General features: G+C 52.4%; 13 protein-coding genes and 1 pseudogene. 8 read left to right on the top strand and 6 right to left on the bottom strand.

Annotation, left to right across the window (positions count from 1 at the left end):
- Positions 1-147: 147 nt before the first annotated feature.
- Positions 148-275 (bottom strand): annotated as a pseudogene (locus HX778_RS25285) (carbohydrate porin); the annotation flags it as partial.
- Positions 276-540: 265 nt separating this feature from the next.
- On the bottom strand, positions 541-2,325 hold the full coding sequence (locus tag HX778_RS05430; RefSeq protein ID WP_176981475.1) for a sigma-54-dependent Fis family transcriptional regulator: 1,785 nt from the start codon (positions 2,323-2,325) through the stop codon (positions 541-543).
- A 448-nt stretch (positions 2,326-2,773) separates the two neighbouring features.
- On the opposite strand from HX778_RS05430, the gene ygeW reads away from it, so the two are divergent.
- The 5 genes from ygeW (at position 2,774) to arcC (ending at position 8,881) form a co-directional block, all read left to right on the top strand.
- On the top strand, positions 2,774-3,961 hold the full coding sequence (gene ygeW, locus HX778_RS05425; protein WP_038472373.1) for a knotted carbamoyltransferase YgeW: 1,188 nt from the start codon (positions 2,774-2,776) through the stop codon (positions 3,959-3,961).
- A 63-nt stretch (positions 3,962-4,024) separates the two neighbouring features.
- Positions 4,025-5,224, top strand: coding sequence for a diaminopropionate ammonia-lyase (gene dpaL / locus HX778_RS05420; RefSeq protein ID WP_176981472.1), 1,200 nt, complete (start codon positions 4,025-4,027; stop codon positions 5,222-5,224).
- A gap of 33 nt (positions 5,225-5,257) precedes the next feature.
- Positions 5,258-6,469, top strand: coding sequence for a YgeY family selenium metabolism-linked hydrolase (locus HX778_RS05415; protein ID WP_038472377.1), 1,212 nt, complete (start codon positions 5,258-5,260; stop codon positions 6,467-6,469).
- Between the two features lie 51 nt (positions 6,470-6,520).
- Positions 6,521-7,936, top strand: a complete 1,416-nt coding sequence (hydA, locus tag HX778_RS05410; protein ID WP_176981471.1) for a dihydropyrimidinase — start codon at positions 6,521-6,523, stop codon at positions 7,934-7,936.
- Between the two features lie 12 nt (positions 7,937-7,948).
- Positions 7,949-8,881, top strand: coding sequence for a carbamate kinase (gene arcC, locus HX778_RS05405; RefSeq protein ID WP_176981470.1), 933 nt, complete (start codon positions 7,949-7,951; stop codon positions 8,879-8,881).
- Positions 8,882-8,938: 57 nt separating this feature from the next.
- Here the strand turns inward: arcC and yqeB are convergent, their stop codons facing one another.
- Together yqeB and yqeC are read right to left on the bottom strand one after the other, a co-directional pair.
- A complete protein-coding gene (gene yqeB / locus HX778_RS05400; protein ID WP_176981469.1) occupies positions 8,939-10,564 on the bottom strand; it encodes a selenium-dependent molybdenum cofactor biosynthesis protein YqeB in 1,626 nt (541 codons plus the stop codon).
- A 42-nt stretch (positions 10,565-10,606) separates the two neighbouring features.
- On the bottom strand, positions 10,607-11,365 hold the full coding sequence (gene yqeC / locus HX778_RS05395; RefSeq protein WP_176981468.1) for a selenium cofactor biosynthesis protein YqeC: 759 nt from the start codon (positions 11,363-11,365) through the stop codon (positions 10,607-10,609).
- 34 nt (positions 11,366-11,399) lie between these two features.
- On the opposite strand from yqeC, the gene HX778_RS05390 reads away from it, so the two are divergent.
- The 3 genes from HX778_RS05390 (at position 11,400) to ssnA (ending at position 16,657) form a co-directional block, all read left to right on the top strand.
- Positions 11,400-11,987 carry an NTP transferase domain-containing protein gene (locus HX778_RS05390; protein WP_176981467.1) on the top strand — a complete coding sequence of 196 codons (588 nt, stop codon included), beginning with the start codon at positions 11,400-11,402 and terminating at the stop codon, positions 11,985-11,987.
- Between the two features lie 246 nt (positions 11,988-12,233).
- Positions 12,234-15,326 (top strand): putative selenate reductase subunit YgfK, encoded by a 3,093-nt coding sequence (gene ygfK, locus HX778_RS05385; protein WP_176981466.1) that lies wholly within the window; start codon positions 12,234-12,236, stop codon positions 15,324-15,326.
- A gap of 2 nt (positions 15,327-15,328) precedes the next feature.
- Positions 15,329-16,657: a putative aminohydrolase SsnA gene (ssnA, locus tag HX778_RS05380; protein ID WP_162473301.1), complete on the top strand. Its 1,329-nt coding sequence runs from the start codon at positions 15,329-15,331 to the stop codon at positions 16,655-16,657.
- A 74-nt stretch (positions 16,658-16,731) separates the two neighbouring features.
- On the opposite strand, the gene HX778_RS05375 is transcribed toward ssnA, so the two are convergent.
- Both HX778_RS05375 and ygfT read right to left on the bottom strand, forming a co-directional pair.
- The gene (locus HX778_RS05375; protein ID WP_176981465.1) at positions 16,732-17,211 is read right to left on the bottom strand and encodes a 4Fe-4S dicluster domain-containing protein; all 480 of its coding nucleotides are present in this window, start codon (positions 17,209-17,211) and stop codon (positions 16,732-16,734) included.
- Entirely contained in the window at positions 17,208-19,163 is a 1,956-nt protein-coding gene (gene ygfT, locus HX778_RS05370; RefSeq protein ID WP_370527349.1) for a formate-dependent uric acid utilization protein YgfT, read from the bottom strand. The genes HX778_RS05375 and ygfT overlap by 4 nt, the downstream gene beginning before the upstream one ends.
- Positions 19,164-19,460: the final 297 nt, after the last annotated feature.

Genomic DNA, 19,460 nt, shown 5'->3' with positions numbered 1-19,460 from the left:
TTACAACTTTGCTACTACATCCTTGGTGCGCATAATGTATATTATGTTAAATTGAATACGCACCAGTCCTGTCCATATCCGATGCATATCTCCTTCCTGGCATTATGGCCTTACCTTATGCTGTAGCTTCTCTTCCTCGAACCGCAATGGAAGATCGTTGATCGGCGGACACACTTCGATGTCGACCGGCAGTAATACCCTGCCTTGGTAGACCTGCGCCAGGCGTGGCTGTGGCTGGGAGCTTCCGGGTTTTGTTCCATCACACCGCCTGATACACCGGTGATTCACTTAACACTTTTTATTCAAAAGTGGCCGGCATTGCAAAGAAGATGAAGAACCAATCAATATGCTGCTGTTAATGCCATGATTATAAAGGAATTAGTGGATTATCCTTGCGCTACGTGAATTCTGATGTTTTGGCAGTACCACAATGCGTCAGAATTCACATATGGAATGCAAACTCATGTTCAAGAAAACGCCCCCTCATTATCTGAAGCTGTAGAGCCTTGTGCTATTAAGCTTCCTCGTATGTTCTTGAACCTATGCGATACTAAGGTCATATTTTTTTATCTTGCGGTACAGCGTAGCAATCCCAATGCCTAGTTCGTCTGCCGCCTGTTTTTTGTTGCTATACCGGGTTAAGGCATCGCGAATCATCTGCCGCTCCATCTCCTCCAGCCCGGTAACGCCCTCTTCTTCTTTTGCGGTCATGACGCGGGCAAGTGGCGTTGTCGGCTCAATGCGCTCATTCAATTTTCCGCTATTGATCAGATTTGGTGGCAACAAAGACACGTCAATCACTTCACCAGACGGCACGACATGTACCAAATACTCCATCAAGTTGCTCAGCTCGCGGATATTGCCCGGCCATCGATACTGCTTCAGCAGCGTTATCACTTCAGGCGCAACGCCGGGATACACCAGCTCAAGTCGTCGGGTATGCAAATGAAGAAAATAATGAATCAGAAGCTCAATATCATCTTGTCGCTCCCGCAGCGGCGGCAGCCGGAGCGGAATAACGTTCAGCCGATAGTAAAGATCCTCGCGAAACTTGCCGTCGGTGATAAATTGGTTAAGGTTTTGGTTGGTCGCCGAAATAATACGAATATCCACCGGTACGGGGTGGCTGGCACCCACCGGTTGAATTTCACGAGATTCAATTGCGCGCAGCAGCTTCGCCTGGAGCGTTAACGGCATATCGCCAATTTCATCGAGAAATAAAGTACCGTTATTTGCCGCCTGAATAAGCCCGATTTTGCCGTTAGCCGAAGCGCCGGTAAACGCCCCTTTTACGTAGCCAAAAAGCTCACTTTCCAGCAGCTGCTCTGGAATCGCAGCACAGTTAATAGCGATAAACGGCTTATCTTTACGGTCGCTGAGCGTATGTACCGCCCTGGCGACAACTTCTTTGCCGGTACCGCTTTCCCCTGCAATCATCACGCTGGTAGGGCTTGGTGCTATACGGCTAATTAACTTTTTTAGCTGCCGCATTGGCCGGCACTCTCCCACCATTTGCTCAATCTGCGGCCCCTCCTGCGGCGTCGAAATATCGGCTGAAGTATGTGACTGATGAAACGCCATGAGAAACAGCCATTGATCCTGGACAGCATGAAGCTGGCCAATGATCAGTTCTTTTTTATCATCGATAGAAATAACGTGCTGCATATGACCACGAATAAAATTTTGAGCAAAAGTCAGAGGGCGAAAATTAATCGCTTTACCCATTATACTGTCCTGACTCACCCCAAGTATTTTTAACGCCGCTTGATTGACGAACTTGATATTTTGCTCCTGACTGACGACCAATACTCCCTGATCCATGTTATCAATCATCGTTAAAAACATTTTTTGGATATTATCACCGCCACTTTGATCTTCAAGTAAGCGCGAAACAAATATAGAGGATACGTGACGAACGTAATCGGAAAACTCGGTGATGTTATCGTTTATTCTTTCTTGCTGATCGCACGTTAATGCGACCAGACTAATCACGCCTACGCACTGCTCTTGATAAATAATGGGAGTACCGAGGAAGGCTTTTTCTTTACAGGTTTCTTTACTCTCACAACCTTTACACAGTGGATCAAAGCGTGAGTGGGCGACTACCTTTTCCTTTTTTGTTTCGATAATGTAACGAAGAAGTCGCGAATCTGTATTTAATTTTCGCCCAAGAAACTTTCCATAAGTTCCCGTACCGGCAACCCGGCACAGCGCATTGTCGACAATTTCAACCTCAAGTTGAAGTACGCTCGAGAGCATACGGGCAAAGCGTTGAATAGTAGGCTGAATTTGCATCAAAATGGATGGTGTATTCGAAGGTATCATAATATCACTCACTGAAAGCAATGCCGGGTGAACAACCGTACGTGTGGTTTTTGATGATACTACCTCAGCGCCAGGCAATAATTGATTCAGGCAGACTCTCTTTTGTACACTTAAAGGAAATATGGAATTCGCATCACACTTTATTATCAATATGATAATTGATGATGCTATTTTATCAATTATGTAAATTTCTCGCCCGACATGTAATCCCCTCCCCCCTTAATCGGTATGCAAATGTATATATAACGATTCCGGGCATTAAACCTACGACAAAAAACCTCATTCGATTGTCTTGATTTCGTGACTCCCCTCTCATAACTCCGTCATTTTCACGTTCAAAACCGAATTAATCAGCAGTTGGCATGTTTATTGTTAGTTGAATTACAGCACTGGCCTTAATACACCGCCACCAACAATTAACAAGCTGCTTCACTACCAGGATTGAAAAATGAAAACTGTTAACGAACTGATTAAGGATATCAACAAGCTTAATTCCAGCCTGCATGAGAAAGACTTTCTGCTAACGTGGGAACAGTCTCCTGACGAACTGAAACAGGTACTGGACGTGGCTGAGGCGTTAAAGACCCTGCGAGCCGAAAATATTGCCACCAAAGTGTTTAACAGCGGTCTGGGAATTTCCGTGTTCCGGGATAACTCAACCCGCACCCGTTTCTCTTATGCCTCCGCGTTGAACCTGCTGGGGCTGGCACAGCAGGATTTAGACGAAGGCAAGTCACAGATTGCACACGGTGAAACGGTGCGTGAAACCGCCAATATGATTTCCTTCTGCGCCGATGCCATTGGGATCCGTGATGATATGTTCCTGGGGGCCGGTAACGCCTATATGCGTGAAGTGGGTGAAGCGTTGGACGATGGCCACAAACAGGGCGTTCTGCCTCAACGCCCTGCGCTGATTAACCTGCAGTGTGATATCGACCATCCTACGCAATCCATGGCCGACCTTGCCTGGCTCAGTGAACATTTCGGCTCGCTGGAAAACCTCAAAGGCAAAAAAATCGCCATGACCTGGGCGTATTCACCAAGCTACGGCAAGCCACTCTCTGTACCACAGGGCATTATCGGCCTGATGACTCGTTTTGGGATGGACGTCACCTTAGCGCATCCGGAAGGCTATGACCTGATCCCGGATGTGATTGAGGTGGCTAAAAACAATGCTAAAGCTTCCGGCGGAAGCTTCCGTCAGGTGACCGATATGGCCGAAGCCTTTAAAGATGCGGATATCGTCTATCCGAAGTCCTGGGCGCCTTATCAGGTGATGGAACAGCGTACCGAACTGCTACGTGCCAATGACCATGAAGGCCTTAAAGCGCTGGAAAAAGCCTGTCTGGCGCAAAACGCGCAGCACAAAGACTGGCATTGCACCGAAGAGATGATGGCAAAAACGCGCGACGGTGAAGCGCTGTATATGCACTGCCTGCCTGCCGATATCAGCGGCGTTTCCTGTGAAGAAGGTGAAGTGGCCGATACCGTGTTCGAAAAATACCGTATCGCAACCTACAAAGAAGCCAGCTGGAAGCCCTACATCATCGCCGCCATGATCCTCTGCCGTAAATATGCCCAACCTGGACAACTGCTCGAAGAGCTGCTCAGCGAAGCGCAAAAGCGCATCAAATAACCTCTCCGGCTGGCCTACGGGCCAGCTCTACAGTTTCATCATCATGACGAATAAGGACAGAACATGTCTGCTTTCTCACTGAAAATGGATATCGCCGATAATCAGTTTTTCACAGGTGAAACCTCGCCGCTGTTTTCCCGCGGACAGGCACAACAGGCGCGGCATTTTCATCAAAAAATAGCGGGTTATAAACCGACGCCGCTGTATGCACTGAACGAATTGGCCGCGCTGTTTGGCGTGCGAAAAATCCTGGTTAAAGATGAGTCACAGCGCTTTGGCCTCAACGCTTTCAAGATGCTTGGAGGCTCCTATGCTATCGCCCGGCTGCTGTGCGAAAAGTATCAGCTGAATATCGATGATCTGTCGCTCGAAGATCTTAAAACGCGCATTACCGAAAAGATGACCTTTGCCACTACCACCGATGGCAACCACGGACGTGGCGTTGCATGGGCCGCCAAACAGCTTGGGCAAAACGCGGTGGTGTATATGCCTAAAGGCTCGGCACAAGAACGCGTTGACGCCATTGTGCGTCTGGGTGCCGAGTGCATCGTCACCGACATGAACTACGACGATACCGTACGTTTCACCCTGCAAACCGCGCAGAAAAACGGCTGGGAAGTCGTGCAGGACACGGCCTGGGATGGCTACACCAAAATTCCAACCTGGATTATGCAGGGTTACGCCACGTTAGCCGATGAGGCCGTCGAACAAATGGCTGCAATGGGCATTCCCCACCCTACTCACGTGTTCTTACAGGCAGGCGTTGGTGCTATGGCCGGCGGCGTGCTGGGCTATCTGGCTGATGTATACGGCGCCCGCAACCTGCATTCGGTGATTGTCGAGCCGGCACAGGCTGACTGTATCTATCGTTCCGGCATTAAAGGTCAGATCGTTAACGTCGGTGGTGATATGGCCACCATTATGGCCGGTCTGGCCTGCGGTGAACCAAATCCGCTCGGCTGGGAACTGCTGCGCAACTGCTCTACACAATTTATCTCCTGTCAGGACTCGGTCGCCGCTCTGGGAATGCGTGTGCTGGGTAACCCGCTCGGCCAGGATCCTCGCGTTATTTCCGGTGAATCCGGCGCAGTCGGCCTGGGCACATTGACTGCTATCCACTACCACCCTCAGCGCGAAGCGCTCATGAACAAGCTGCAGCTGGGCAGCGACTCCGTCGTGCTGGTTATCAGCACCGAAGGCGACACCGACGTGAAACACTATCGGGAAGTCGTCTGGGCGGGTAAGTACCCGGCCGCACTGTAATGCACAACAAATTCAGAACTGGAGAACATATTCATGGCTAAGCATATTCCGTTTAAATTGATTCTTGAAAAAGCAAACCACTACCAGCAGGACATGACCCGTTTCCTGCGCGATATGATTGCCATTCCGAGCGAAAGCAGCGACGAAAAACGCGTCGTTCACCGTATAAAAGAAGAGATGGAGAAAGTCGGCTTCGACAAAGTAGAAATTGACCCAATGGGCAACGTGCTGGGCTATATCGGTCACGGCCCGCGCCTGGTGGCAATGGATGCGCATATTGATACCGTAGGTATCGGCAACGTCAAAAACTGGAGCTTTGATCCGTATCAGGGGATGGAAACCGATGAGCTGATTGGAGGTCGCGGCGCGTCTGACCAGGAAGGCGGAATGGCATCGATGGTTTATGCCGGGAAAATCATCAAAGATCTCGGTCTGGAAGACGAATATACACTGCTGGTTACCGGCACGGTGCAGGAAGAAGACTGCGACGGCCTGTGCTGGCAGTACATCATTGAACAGTCCGGTATCCGCCCGGAATTTGTCGTCAGTACCGAGCCAACCGACTGTCAAATCTATCGCGGGCATCGCGGGCGTATGGAAATTCGCGTCGATGTCCAGGGCGTCAGCTGCCACGGCTCTGCGCCAGAACGCGGTGATAATGCCATTTTCAAAATGGGCCCAATCCTTAACGAGTTGCAGGGGCTTTCACAGAATCTGGGTAATGACGAGTTCCTCGGCAAAGGTACCCTGACCGTTTCCGAAATTTTCTTTACCTCCCCAAGTCGTTGTGCGGTGGCTGACAGCTGTGCGGTGTCTATCGACCGTCGTCTGACATGGGGGGAAACATGGGAAGGGGCGCTGGAAGAAATACGCGCCCTGCCGGCGGTACAAAACGCGGGGGCAGCCGTGTCGATGTATCACTACGATCGCCCGTCATGGACTGGCCTTGTGTACCCAACCGAATGCTACTTCCCAACCTGGAAAGTCGAAGAAAACCACTTCACCGTCCGGGCGTTGAGCAATGCCTACGAAGGTCTGTTCGGCAAAGCGCCGGTGGTTGATAAATGGACATTCTCCACCAACGGCGTGTCTATCATGGGCCGCCACGGTATTCCGGTCATCGGTTTTGGCCCTGGCAAAGAGCCTGAAGCCCATGCGCCAAATGAAAAAACCTGGAAATCACATCTGGTGACCTGTGCTGCGATGTATGCCTCCATCCCTCTGAGCTGGCTGGCAACCGAGTAGCTCTGCCCCGTCATTCCTCCCGTCGTTCGCGGCGGGAGTCTGGAGTTCTCTATGCGCGTATTGATTAAAAACGGCATTGTGGTCAACGCTGACGGCCAGGCAAAACAGGACCTCCTGATTGAGAATGGCCTGGTCAGCCAGCTTGCCGATGATATAGACGAAATCACCGTGGAGCAGCCCTGCGAAATTATCGATGCCAGCGGATGTTATGTGATGCCCGGCGGCGTTGATGTTCACACTCACTTCAATATTGATACCGGGCTGGCCCGCAGCTGCGACGACTTCTTTACCGGCACTCGCGCAGCGGCCTGCGGTGGCACGACCACTATTGTTGATCATATGGGCTTTGGTCCGGTGGGCTGCAGGTTGCGCCATCAGCTTGAAACCTACCATGGTTACGCAGCCTACAAAGCGGTTATCGATTACAGCTTTCACGGTGTGATTCAGCATATTAACCACGCCATCCTCGATGAAATTCCAATGATGGTTGAAGCGGGGATCAGCAGCTTTAAGCTCTATCTCACCTACCAGTACAAACTCAACGATGATGAAGTACTCCAGGCGTTGCGGCATCTGCATCGCGCCGGAGCTCTGGCCACCGTTCACCCTGAAAATGATGCCGCAATAGCCCGCAAACGCGCTGAGTTTTTAGCAGCAGGTAACACCGCCCCCCGCTATCACGCTCTTAGCCGTCCGTTAGAATGTGAAGCGGAAGCCATTGCCCGCATGATCAATCTCGCCCAGCTCGCGGGTAATGCACCGCTGTATATCGTGCATCTCTCTAACGGTCTGGGGCTGGAATATCTGCGTCTTGCCCGTTCGCGCCACCAGCCGGTGTGGGTCGAAACCTGCCCGCAGTACCTCCTGCTGGATGACCGCTGCTACGAACGTGAAGATGCGTTGAAGTATCTGCTCAGCCCACCACTGCGTAATGCCAGCAATAACGATGCGCTGTGGTGCGGCATTGCCGACGGTCAAATTGACGTGCTGGCGACCGACCACTGTGCGTTTTCTATGGCGCAGCGGCTGCATCTTTCCGGCGGTGATTTTAGCCGCTGTCCGAATGGCCTGCCGGGCGTAGAAAACCGCCTGCTGCTGCTGTTTTCGCACGGCGTGATGACCGGGCGAATAACGCCTGAGCATTTTGTCTCGCTCACCAGCGCTAACCCGGCAAAACTCTTTGGCCTGTGGCCGCAAAAAGGTCGACTTGCTCCCGGAGCCGATGGCGATGTGGTGATTATCGATCCGCGTCGAACCACGACCATTCGCCACGAAATGCTGCACGACAACGCAGATTATTCACCGTGGGAAGGCTTTGTCTGTCAGGGCTCTATTCGCCAGACTTTGTCTCACGGTCGGATAATTTTTAATAACGGCAGCTTCACCGGCATCGCAGGTCAGGGGCGTTTTATCCGCCGAGCCCCCTTTTCCGCCGCCCATTTACCAATGCGCGGCAATGCATCCTAAAGTGAGGAATCCATGAGTAAAAGAATTGTGCTCGCCCTCGGCGGCAACGCCTTAGGCGAGGATCTGGCCGGGCAAATGCAGGCCGTAAAACAAACATCGCAAGCTATCGTCGACCTGATTGCTCAAGGCCATCAGGTCGTCGTCACCCACGGCAATGGGCCGCAGGTAGGGATGATTAACCTGGCCTTCGAAGCTGCCGCCAAAACCGATGCACATACGCCAATGCTGCCGATGTCGGTCTGTGTGGCACTCAGCCAGGGTTACATTGGTTACGATCTCCAAAACGCTCTGCGTGAAGAGTTACTGTCTCGCAATATGCATATTCCCGTGGCGACGCTGATTACTCAGGTGGAAGTGGACGCCAACGATCCCGCGTTCAATAATCCAACCAAACCTATCGGTTCGTTTTTCAACAAGGAAGAGGCCGAGCAGCTTTCCCTTAAGGGGTATGTGCTGAAAGAAGATGCCGGACGTGGCTACCGCCGGGTCGTCGCCTCGCCAAAACCGATTGATATCATTGAAAAAGAAACGGTTAAAGCGATGATGGATGCCTGCCACGTAGTGATCACCGCCGGCGGCGGCGGGATCCCGGTGATCCGCGAAGGTAACCATCTGCGGGGCGCTAGCGCGGTTATCGACAAAGACTGGGCCAGTGCCAGGCTGGCGGCGATGATTGACGCAGATATGCTGATAATCCTTACGGCGGTGGAAAAAGTGGCCATCAACTTCGGTAAGCCAAACGAACAGTGGCTGGATAATTTGTCGCTGAGCGATGCCGAGCGATTTATTGCTGCAGGCCATTTCGCCAAAGGTTCAATGTTGCCGAAGGTGGAGGCCGCCGCTTCTTTTGCCCGTTCACGCCCTGGTCGCAAAGCGCTGATCACCGTATTGAGCAAAGCAAAAGAAGGTATTGAGGGTAAAACAGGGACCGTCATTCAGGGGTAGGTTAACTAATCTGGCCCACACATTACACATCGTGTCGGCCAAATTAACAAAGCGAGATCAGGCCATCGTCAGTAACGTTTTATTCTTCTTCACGTTTTGATTCATTAAGGTCATCAATGCCTCAAGCACCCCACCGCCTATTGCACGGGCTTTATCCGACACGCTGGTGTAATCCGCTTTCTCGCCCCGAGGATCGATATCACTGATCTTAAAACCGGTATCCACCACCAGCCCGTCGTTCAATAAGCCTCGAACCATGCCGCTTAACGGTGCCAGGATCTCTACATCGCCTACGGTAGCAATCACCTCACCTTCACTGACAATATCCCCCAGCTGCACTCGGGAACACATTACGCCCGCACCCGGCGAGCGAATCACCCGCCTTGAGGTGTGCCCCATGATATTCCCCGGTACGCCAGTATTTTCCTGCGACCGGCCCTCATATATGACCTTCCCCAGCCAGTGACCGCGATTCGTTTCAATCACTGCGTGGCAGTCCTGCCCGGCGTTAAAGCCAGGACCAAGCGCGATAACCGCCGGCGCCAGTTCCCGGTGCGTGCCCAGGTTTTCTTTCGCCAGGATAGCATCCACCACACAGCCTGGCTGCAGTTCCTGAAGGGATTCGCATAGCGGGTCGACAAGCACCGGAATCTCGCCATTATCCGCAAGCCGCAGCGCTTCCTGCGCCGTGGAGACACGTTTCGCTTTTACCCCTTCAACCGTCATTTCACCGTCAAATACCGCCTGAGCAAACGCAACGGTACGGCGGATAACCGTGGGTTTTTCAACTTCCAGCATGATGACCTTAAAGCCCGCGTGCCATAGTCGCAGCGCCACACCGGTGGCGATATCGCCAGCGCCACGGATCGCAACCCGCAGCGGCCGGGACGGTATTTCCGTGCTCATCATCAGCCCGCCTGGAGCCTTGTTTTTAAACTGTAAAATCTCGGCCAGCACGCTTATGGCAATCTCATTCGGCGTTTCTGCGCCAATGTTATAGCCCACCGGGGCATGTAATCGGGCAATTTTCTCTTCCGCCACGCCGTTTTCACGCAGCTGGCGCAAAAAGACCTGCACCTTACGTTGGCTCGCCAGCAGCCCCAGCCAGGCACCTGGCAGCGCTATAAGCCGGTCTAAGGCTTCACGATCTTTATTATTGGTGGCAATCAGCACAAAATTATCGGGGCGAATTGCCAGTTTTTCGACCGCAGCACTGAAGGTGTCCGCATGCAGTAGCTGCGTTAGCGGCGGAAAAAATGCGGGGTTAAGACTTTCCGGATAGATATCCGCCACTGAGATTTCAAATCCCAGCAGTGCGGCACTTTGGGCGACTGCACGGTTAACGTGCCCTGCGCCAATAAGTACCAGCCGCGGGCGCAGGCCGTGAACGCTGATATATACCGACATCGCACCGCCGCAGTCAGAGCCCACGGCGTCGTTGCCGTTTCTCACCATACGGCCATGAAACATTCTCGAAGCTTTTTCATTTATTGCTTCAAGCGCTTCATCAATGACCCTGCGCTCCACCATGCCGCCTCCGATAGTTCCCAGGATACTGCCATCATCGAGGATCAGCATTTGAGCGGAATGCCGTGGCGTGGAGCCTCTGCTATCGACAATCTGAGCCAAAGCAAAGGGACGGTTTTGTTCTTCCAGTCTTGCAGCTTCTGAGAAAATATTCATAACAACCTCAAATGGATATCCTTTCATTACCCCGAAATGGAGTCACTTTCTCACTCGTCTGCGCGTAATGGCCTGGTTCTCCTGTACCGACCCGGCCCATATCACGTCTACCGCACCGCCTGTCAACAGATCACCTTCCTGTAAATTCTCATTTTGAGAAAGTTGGTTAAGCAGCCAGATGCGTCGACAACCCGGCGGTGTTCCTTTGAACGCGCCCTGTGGATGTTGAATCAGGCGATGCAGCATAGGCCAATTCAGCCTGTCACCCTCGGAGGAACCGGTTATGCGGGAAAAAAAGGGCCAGCGATGCACTGTCGCTGGCCCAAGGGCTTTTCCAAGCATACCAGCGCCCGTGATAGCAACTACGCAACAACAGGATAATGGGATGCAAGGTTCATGCTCATTTGGCGCTTTTATGGCAAAACCGTGAGCACCGTCCGCTTCTACCAGCACAACGTCAACATTACCTGCAGCCAGCAAGGCATCAAGCTGCGCGGGCGTAAAACCTTTGACCTTGCCCACGTTCGGTAACCAGGCTGAAAAACAAGCTTGCAGAGGGCTTTGCCATACCTCTGCGGGTAAAGCCAGGGGATCGCGACAGAAGGTAACCGGCAGGTGCCGCGGCAGGAACATATGAGTGGTGGTTGTTAGCAGAACTCGTCGCCCTGCCTGCTGCAATACCCTCGCCAGCCATAATAAAGTACTGGTTTTCCCTCCCGCCCCAACGGCAGAAATTAGCAACGGGCCGACGGTGACGTTTAAATCAAAAAAAAGTACGCCTGCATGAGGTATATTTTCCATTGTGTTTTGACGACTCCATAATGTTGAAGGGGATATGAAACAAGTCGACTGTATTATTCCTGCTGCAGGCCTTTCTTCACGCATGGGCCAATGGAAAATGATGTTACCCTGGCACAGTGGCACAATACTTGACGCAAGCATTAAAAATGCGCAGCAATTTTGTTCGCATATCATTCTGGTGACAGGTCATCGCCATGAAGAGCTTGAAGCTCGATATTTTCGACAACCCGGCATTACCCTTGTTCATAATCCAGATTATCAACAAGGGCTTTTTTCATCGGTGTCCGCGGGCGTAAATAAGGCCGCGGCAGATTATTGTTTTATTAGTCACGGAGATTTACCCTGCCTGCATTGGGATGTATTCAACTCACTGTGGGAACAACGAATTAATGGCGCATTACTGCCTCAGTATCAGGGGACGCCGGGCCACCCAATTCTGTCGAAACGTGATGTTTTGCAGAAATGTTTACAACACTATAGCGGGCAGTCAGTTCGCTGCGCCCTGCTGACTAACAAGCATAAAATTATAGCGCTGGATTATCCTGAAATTATTTTTGATGTCGACACACCAGAAGACTTCAGCCGCCTGCAGCATTATCAAAAGCCCCCCAACCGTCAGTGAAATTATCATATTGATAGGTAAATATTGTTTTTGATAAACAGGGGAAAAAGATTTTATTAAGTGATTTTAATTCGTATTTCCGCGCCCCGCTCTGGTTCACAAACCCCAAACAACATTAGATCTCACTCACAATATTTTGCCGTCTCAATCATATAAAAAATACCTGGTGTGATTGTTGCTACTCCTCTCCCTAACCGCCGGTTCTCCGGCTTATTCGATTTAACAGGTCAGCCTAAGGAGAGGATTATGGGAGATATCATGCGCCCCGTTCCGTTTGAGGATTTATTGACGCGCATTTTTGATGAATACCACAATCACCGGTCTATCTTCGGTATTCCAGAACAGCAGTTTTATTCCCCCGCCAGCCAACAGCGCCTGAGTGTTTTTGGCGAGACGTGCGTAACCCCTGTTGGCCCGGCTGCCGGGCCGCACACTCAGCTGGCGCAAAATATTATTACCGCCTGGCTGACCGGCGGGAGGTTTATTGAGCTGAAAACGGTTCAAATCCTCGACCGGCTGGAACTGGAAAAACCTTGTATCGATGCGGAAGATGAATGCTTTAACACCGAATGGTCGACGGAATTCACGCTTCTGAAGGCGTGGGATGAATATCTGAAAGCCTGGTTTATCCTGCATCTGCTGGAGAAAGTGCTGCCGCTAACGCCGGTGAAAGAAGGTAAATCGTTTATTTTCAATATGAGCGTCGGCTACAACCTGGACGGCATTAAACAACCTGCGATGCAGCAGTTTATCGATAACATGATGAACGCCGCCGGCCATCCAAAATTTGAGCAATACCGTGAAACGCTCAACCGTTGGCTGCACAATACCGACTTCTGCGCCCGTTATCCGCACCCTGAACTAAAGACGCTGAGCCAGTGTATCCCGGCAGATATGGTTCATGGCGTTACGCTATCGACAATGCACGGTTGCCCGCCGGACGAAATCGAAGCGATTTGCCGCTATATGCTGGAAGACAAACAGCTTAATACCTTTGTGAAGCTCAACCCAACGCTGCTGGGCTATCCACGTGTGCGTGAAATCCTCGATAGCTGCGGCTTTGATTACATTGGCCTTAATGAAGAATCGTTTGATCATGACCTGAAAATTGGCCAGGCGCTGGAGATGCTGCAACGCCTGATGCAGTTAGCGAAAACGAAGAACCTTGGCTTCGGCGTGAAGCTGACCAACACGCTGGGCACGGTGAATAACAAAGGCGCGCTGCCGGGCGATGAAATGTATATGTCCGGGCGAGCCCTGTTCCCACTCTCTATCAACGTCGCTGCCCTGCTTTCCCGCGAATTTGACGGCAAACTGCCTATTTCCTATTCCGGGGGGGCAAGCCAGCTTAATATCCGCGAAATTTTCGAAACCGGTATTCGCCCCATCACAATGGCAACGGATCTGCTTAAACCGGGCGGTTATCTGCGCCTGAGCGAGTGCCTGCGTGAGCTGGAGCAGTCCGATGGCTGGGATATGACGCAGGTTGATGTTGTCCGACTGAATGCGCTGGCAGAGAAAGCCGTTAGCATGGCGTATACCCAGAAACAGTGGAAACCGGACGACCGCATTGACGTGGGCGAAAAATTACCGGTGACCGACTGTTATGTCGCCCCCTGCGTTACCGCCTGCGCCATCAAGCAGGACATTCCGGAATACATTCGGCTGATGGGTGAACAGCGTTATGCCGATGCCCTGGAGCTTATCTACCAGCGTAACGCGCTGCCGGCGATCACCGGCCATATTTGCGATCACCAGTGCCAGTACAACTGTACCCGCCTGGATTACGATAGCGCACTGAACATCCGCGAGATGAAAAAAATCGCCCTCGAAAAAGGCTGGAATGAATACCGGCAGCGCTGGCATAAACCTGCGGGCTCCGGGATGCGGCACCCGGTGGCGGTGATTGGGGCGGGCCCGGCTGGGCTGGCCGCGGGGTACTTCCTCGCCCGCTCAGGTTACAGTGTCACGTTATTTGAGAGGGAAACTAATGCCGGTGGCGTAGTACGTAATATCATTCCGCAATTCCGTATTCCCGGCGAACTAATCCAGCAGGATATTGATTTTGTTGTGAACCACGGCGTTAACATCGTTTACGGATGCGACCCACAGCTGAGTGTCGAAAAGCTTCAACAACAGGGGTTCCGCTACGTACTGATCGGCACAGGAACCGATAAAAACAGCGGCGTGAAGCTACACGGCGATAACCAGAACGTGCATAAGTCGCTTCAGTTCCTGCGTGAATTTAACCGTGGAGATAACCTCCATCTCGGCAAACATGTCGCTGTCGTTGGCGCCGGGAATACCGCGATGGACTGTGCCCGTGCTGCGCTCCGCGTACCCGGCGTAGAAAAAGCGACCGTGATTTACCGCCGCTCTCAGCAAGAGATGCCCGCGTGGCGCGAAGAGTACGAAGAAGCGGTACATGATGGCGTAGCGTTCCGGTTCCTCAATAGCCCGGAACAGTTCGACGCCGACGGCACGCTGACCGTGCGCATTATGGCTTTGGGTGAAATGGACGACAAAGGTCGCCGTCGCCCGGTTGAAACCGAAGAAACCTGTACCCTGCAGGTCGACACGTTGATTACTGCCATAGGCGAACAGCAGGACGGCGAAGCGCTGGCTGCGATGGGCATTCCGCTGGATGAACACGGCTGGCCAGAAGTTAACGCCGACGGTGAAACTCGTCATTCTGGCGTATTCCTGATTGGCGACGTCCAGCGCGGCCCTTCCTCCATTGTTTCCGCCATCGGCAATGCTCGTCGCGCCACCGACACCATTCTGGCCCGGGAGAACATTCGCAGCCATCACGGTGAAAAGCGCTGGAATAACGTCGATCCTGCGGAAGTCTATCGTCGCAAAGGCACCATCGTCGTGGCGCAGGCGGATAAAGACGACCGCGATGCCTTTGCCGCCCAGGAGGCTGCACGCTGCCTGGAATGTAATTATGTGTGCAGCAAATGTGTCGACGTTTGCCCGAACCGCGCCAATGTTTCTATTGCCGTACCCGGCTTCCAGAACAGGTATCAAACTCTACACCTCGATGCTTACTGCAACGAATGCGGCAACTGCGCTCAGTTCTGTCCGTGGCAAGGCAAGCCATACAAAGACAAAATTACCGTCTTTAGCCTGCCTCAGGACTTCAACAACAGCAGCAATCCGGGGTTCCTGGTTGAAGGCAACCGCGTACATATCCGCCAGGAGGAACGGACCTGGCTGTTAACTCTTGATGAACGAGGGCAGTTTACCAGGATACCGCCTCAGTTGGATGATATGTGCCGCATCATCAGCCACATCCACCGTCACCATCATTACCTGCTGGGAGTCGTTGAAGCATGAGTATCTTAATTCTGAAAAACGCCACAGCTGCACAGATTTATCCGGCGATGGTGCGTGAGAATATCGACATCGCCATCGAAAACGATGAAATTATCGCCGTAGGGAGCAACCTCAGGAGTACATTTCCACAGGCCAATATTAAAGACATGCATGGTCGCTTAGTGATGCCGGGAATGGTCTGTTCCCATAACCACTTCTATTCAGGATTATCGCGTGGTATTCAGGCAAATATTGCCCCCAGCCCGGACTTTATCTCGACGCTGAAAAACCTGTGGTGGCGGCTGGACCGTGCGTTAGATGAGGAGTCGCTATACTACAGCGGGCTGATTTGCGCCCTCGAAGCAATTCGCAGTGGCTGCACGGCGGTAATAGACCATCATGCATCACCTGACTATATCGCCGGATCTCTCAGCCAACTGCGCAATGCCTTTCTGAAGACAGGATTACGCGGCATGACCTGTTTTGAAACCACTGACCGCAACGGCGGCTCGCAAGAGCTGCAGGCAGGCGTGGAGGAGAACATGCGTTTTGCATGTGAGATTGACCGGGCGCGTGAGGCAGGACTTGAGCCCTATCTGGTCGAAGCACATATTGGCGCACATGCCCCGTTCACCCTCAGTAATGAGGGGCTTTCGATGCTTGGTGAGGCCATAAAAGCAACCGGCCGCGGGTTACATATTCACGCGGCGGAAGACCGTTATGACGTGTCCCATAGTCACCATCATTACGGAAAAGATTTACTGGTACGGCTGGCCGAATATGATCTGCTTAACAGTAAAACGCTGGTCGCGCACGGCCTCTATCTTTCCGATGCCGACATCGCGCTACTCAATGAGTGTGATGGCTTCCTGGTACACAACGCACGCTCTAATATGAACAACCATGTGGGCTACAACCAAAAGCTTGGCGCCTGGCGGAATCTGGCATTGGGTACGGATGGTATTGGTTCAGATATGTTTGAGGAGATGAAATTTGCCTTCTTCAAACATCGCGATGCCGGCGGCCCTCTTTGGCCAGACAGTTTTGCCCGTGCCCTCAGCAACGGTAACGCCCTGCTCAGCCGCAACTTCAACGCCAAATTTGGCCGCATTGAGGCTGGCTACAAGGCCGACCTGACGATTATCGATTACCTGCCACCAACGCCGCTCATCGCAGAAAACATCGCCGGGCATATTGCCTTTGGCATGGGCTCAAACCATGTCCACAGCGTGATGGTTAACGGTGAGATGGTGTATGAGGACCGACAGTTCATGTTTGACTGCGCACCTGTTTTTGCTGAAGCACAAAAAGTGGCGGCGAAAATGTGGCGGCGAATGGACTCCCTGCCTTGATTAAGCGTTATTTACCCGGTGCCTAAGGTGCCGGATCATGCGCCCGGAACGGATATTGTTCCGGGCATAACTCACTACCGAAGAAACAGACTCGCCGTAGCACACTCGCGCTGCTTTTGCATTTCCCTCAGTTGCTGCTCCCCCATCTTACTTAATGCCGATGTCGGACAAACATCAATGCACGCCGGGCCACGCTCGCGGCCGTTGCACAGGTCGCACTTGACTATAGTTGCCGTCTTTTGCTCGGGATTAACGCCCACGCTGATTACCCCGAACGGACACGCCACCACACAGCTTTGGCAGCCAATACAGCGTGAATCTTCGGCTTCGACACGCTCACTTCCCATCGTTAACGCCATCACCGGACAGGCGCTTACACAGGGGGCATTTTCACATTGATGGCACATCACCGGCACGCTTACGGTATCGAGGCGTAGCACTTTGAGTCGCGGCCGAAACGCCGCGTCCTCAGTAACGTGCTCCATAGCGCAGGCGATCTCACAGGTACGGCAGCCAATACAGGATGCCGAATCGGCCAGAATAAAGCTGGTCATGCTCCCTCCTTGCCCTTAAACAGCGCCAGCATTTCACTGGCCGCCTGCCGGCCGGCAACCATCGCCGTGACCACCAGGTCCGCGCCATGTACCGCATCGCCACCAGCATAGATTTTGTCATTACTGGTTTGCGTTGTGCCGCGCCCTTTCCCGCCGGTGCAAATCTGCCCCCAACGGTCAAGCTGCACGCCGTGACCACGCAGCCACGGCATATCATGCGCCTGAAAACCGAATGCCATAATGAGTACGTCAACGGGTAGCTCAAAGTCGGAACCCGCCACAGGCCGTGGACGACGGCGGCCATCAGGACCCGGGTCACCCATCTCGGTACGGATCATGCCGATCGCCGTTACCTTGCCTTTGCGATCGCGCTGGATGTATTGAGGCTGCACGTTAAACTGGAACTCAACGCCTTCTTCTCTGGCGTTAACTACCTCTTTTTTCGAGCCCGGCATGCTCAGCTCATCGCGACGGTAGGCGCAGGTGACGCTCGCAGCCCCACGGCGTATTGCAGTACGCAGGCAGTCCATTGCGGTATCTCCACCGCCAAGCACCACAACGTGTTTATCTTTAATGTTGATCATCGGGTATTCCTCGTTCTCCTCCAGCCCCATCACTTCGCGAGTGCTGGCAATGAGAAATGGCAACGCCTGAATTACGCCGGGAGCATCTTCACCCTCCAGTCCCGCCGCCATAAGGCCGTAGGTACCTACGCCAAGGAATACCGCGTCATAGTTCACCATCAGGTCGTTAAACTGCACATCGCGCCCCACTTCATGATTAAGGTGAAAACGGATGCCCATTTCACTGAAAATGCTTCGTCTGACGCCCAGAATACCTTTGTCCAGTTTGAACGGTGGAATACCGAAAGTGAGTAATCCTCCAATTTCTGGATGTTTGTCAAAGACATCAACCTGAACGCCAGCGCGAGCCAAAATATCAGCACATCCCAGCCCGGCAGGACCCGCACCGACAATCGCCACACGTTCTTTACGCGGCACAATATCACTTATCTGAGGTCGCCAGCCCGACGCCAGCGCGGTGTCGGTGATATAGCGCTCCAGGTTGCCAATGGTCACCGAGCCACCCTCATTTTTCAGCGTACAAGCCCCTTCGCACAGGCGATCCTGCGGGCAAACGCGGCCACAGATTTCCGGCAAAGAACTTGTTTGATGGCACAATTCAGCCGCCTCGATAATCTTCTCTTCATTTACGAGCCTGATGAAGTCGGGAATAGAGTTATGCAGCGGGCATGTCCAGTTACACCAGGCTTTTTGTGCGCAGTGCAGGCAGCGCTCGCTTTCATACTCAGCATCACGACTGCCAAGCCCGTAATAGATCTCTTCGAATTGCGTTTTGCGAATGCCGGCTTCTACTTTTTTTGCTCCCACGCGAGGTGGTTTGCTGATAAATGTTTCCCGGCGACCAGGTTGACGAACCTGCGCCGCCTGCCCTTGTACGCTTCGGATTTGCCGCTTACTGCGTAGGTTTTCTAATTCGGCATCGTCCATCAGGCGCAGCGCTTGTGTTGGACAAACGCTGACGCAGGCAGGTTTTCCTGTGGGATGTTCGCTGCACAAGTCACATTTTTGCGCCAGCTGCGGGGCGCTGTCATCGGCAGACACCATCTCGATGGCGCCAAAGGGACAGGCGATCGCGCAACTCTTACAGCCAATGCATTTCTCTTGCTTTAATTGAATGCTGTTATTAGCAAAAGAGAGCGCGTCGGTTGGGCAGGATGCGGCACATGGCGCATCGTTACAGTGGTGACAGGTTGTCGCATTGCTCTCTTTACGGTGGAAAACAACGTGGATCCGCGGCTGAAAATCCGCCCGCTTCAACGGCCATCTGTCCTGGTGATGAGCCGTCACGCAGGCAACCTCGCAGGCATGGCAGCCAATACAGCTCGTGGTATCGGCAACAATAAATCTGTTCATTTGCTTCCCTTTTATTATTCAATAAATATCTCAAGGGATACGATGCAATTTTCAGACGCATTTGTTGCTTTTAAGAAGAATGGATTTATTTTTGAGAGATGAGTCAACAAAATGATTAACAACAAAAAAATCAGTATATTGAGATCCCCCCGTACTCTTTAGATTATCGCCACGATATTAACTGACTACCAATATGAGAGATAAATTATCTCAATGTGATATTCCACGCGTCGCCTGTGTTTATCCCTCATTGCCTGCCCATCTTTTATAGCTCACCCGCCGTGATTTAATTCACAAATATATTCATCTGCA

The organism is Cedecea sp. P7760, assembly GCF_013386425.1.
GTDB lineage: Bacteria > Pseudomonadota > Gammaproteobacteria > Enterobacterales > Enterobacteriaceae > Cedecea > Cedecea selenatireducens.
The sequence above is the reverse complement of the archived record's forward strand: the minus strand, read 5'-3'. Positions and strand labels throughout refer to the sequence as shown.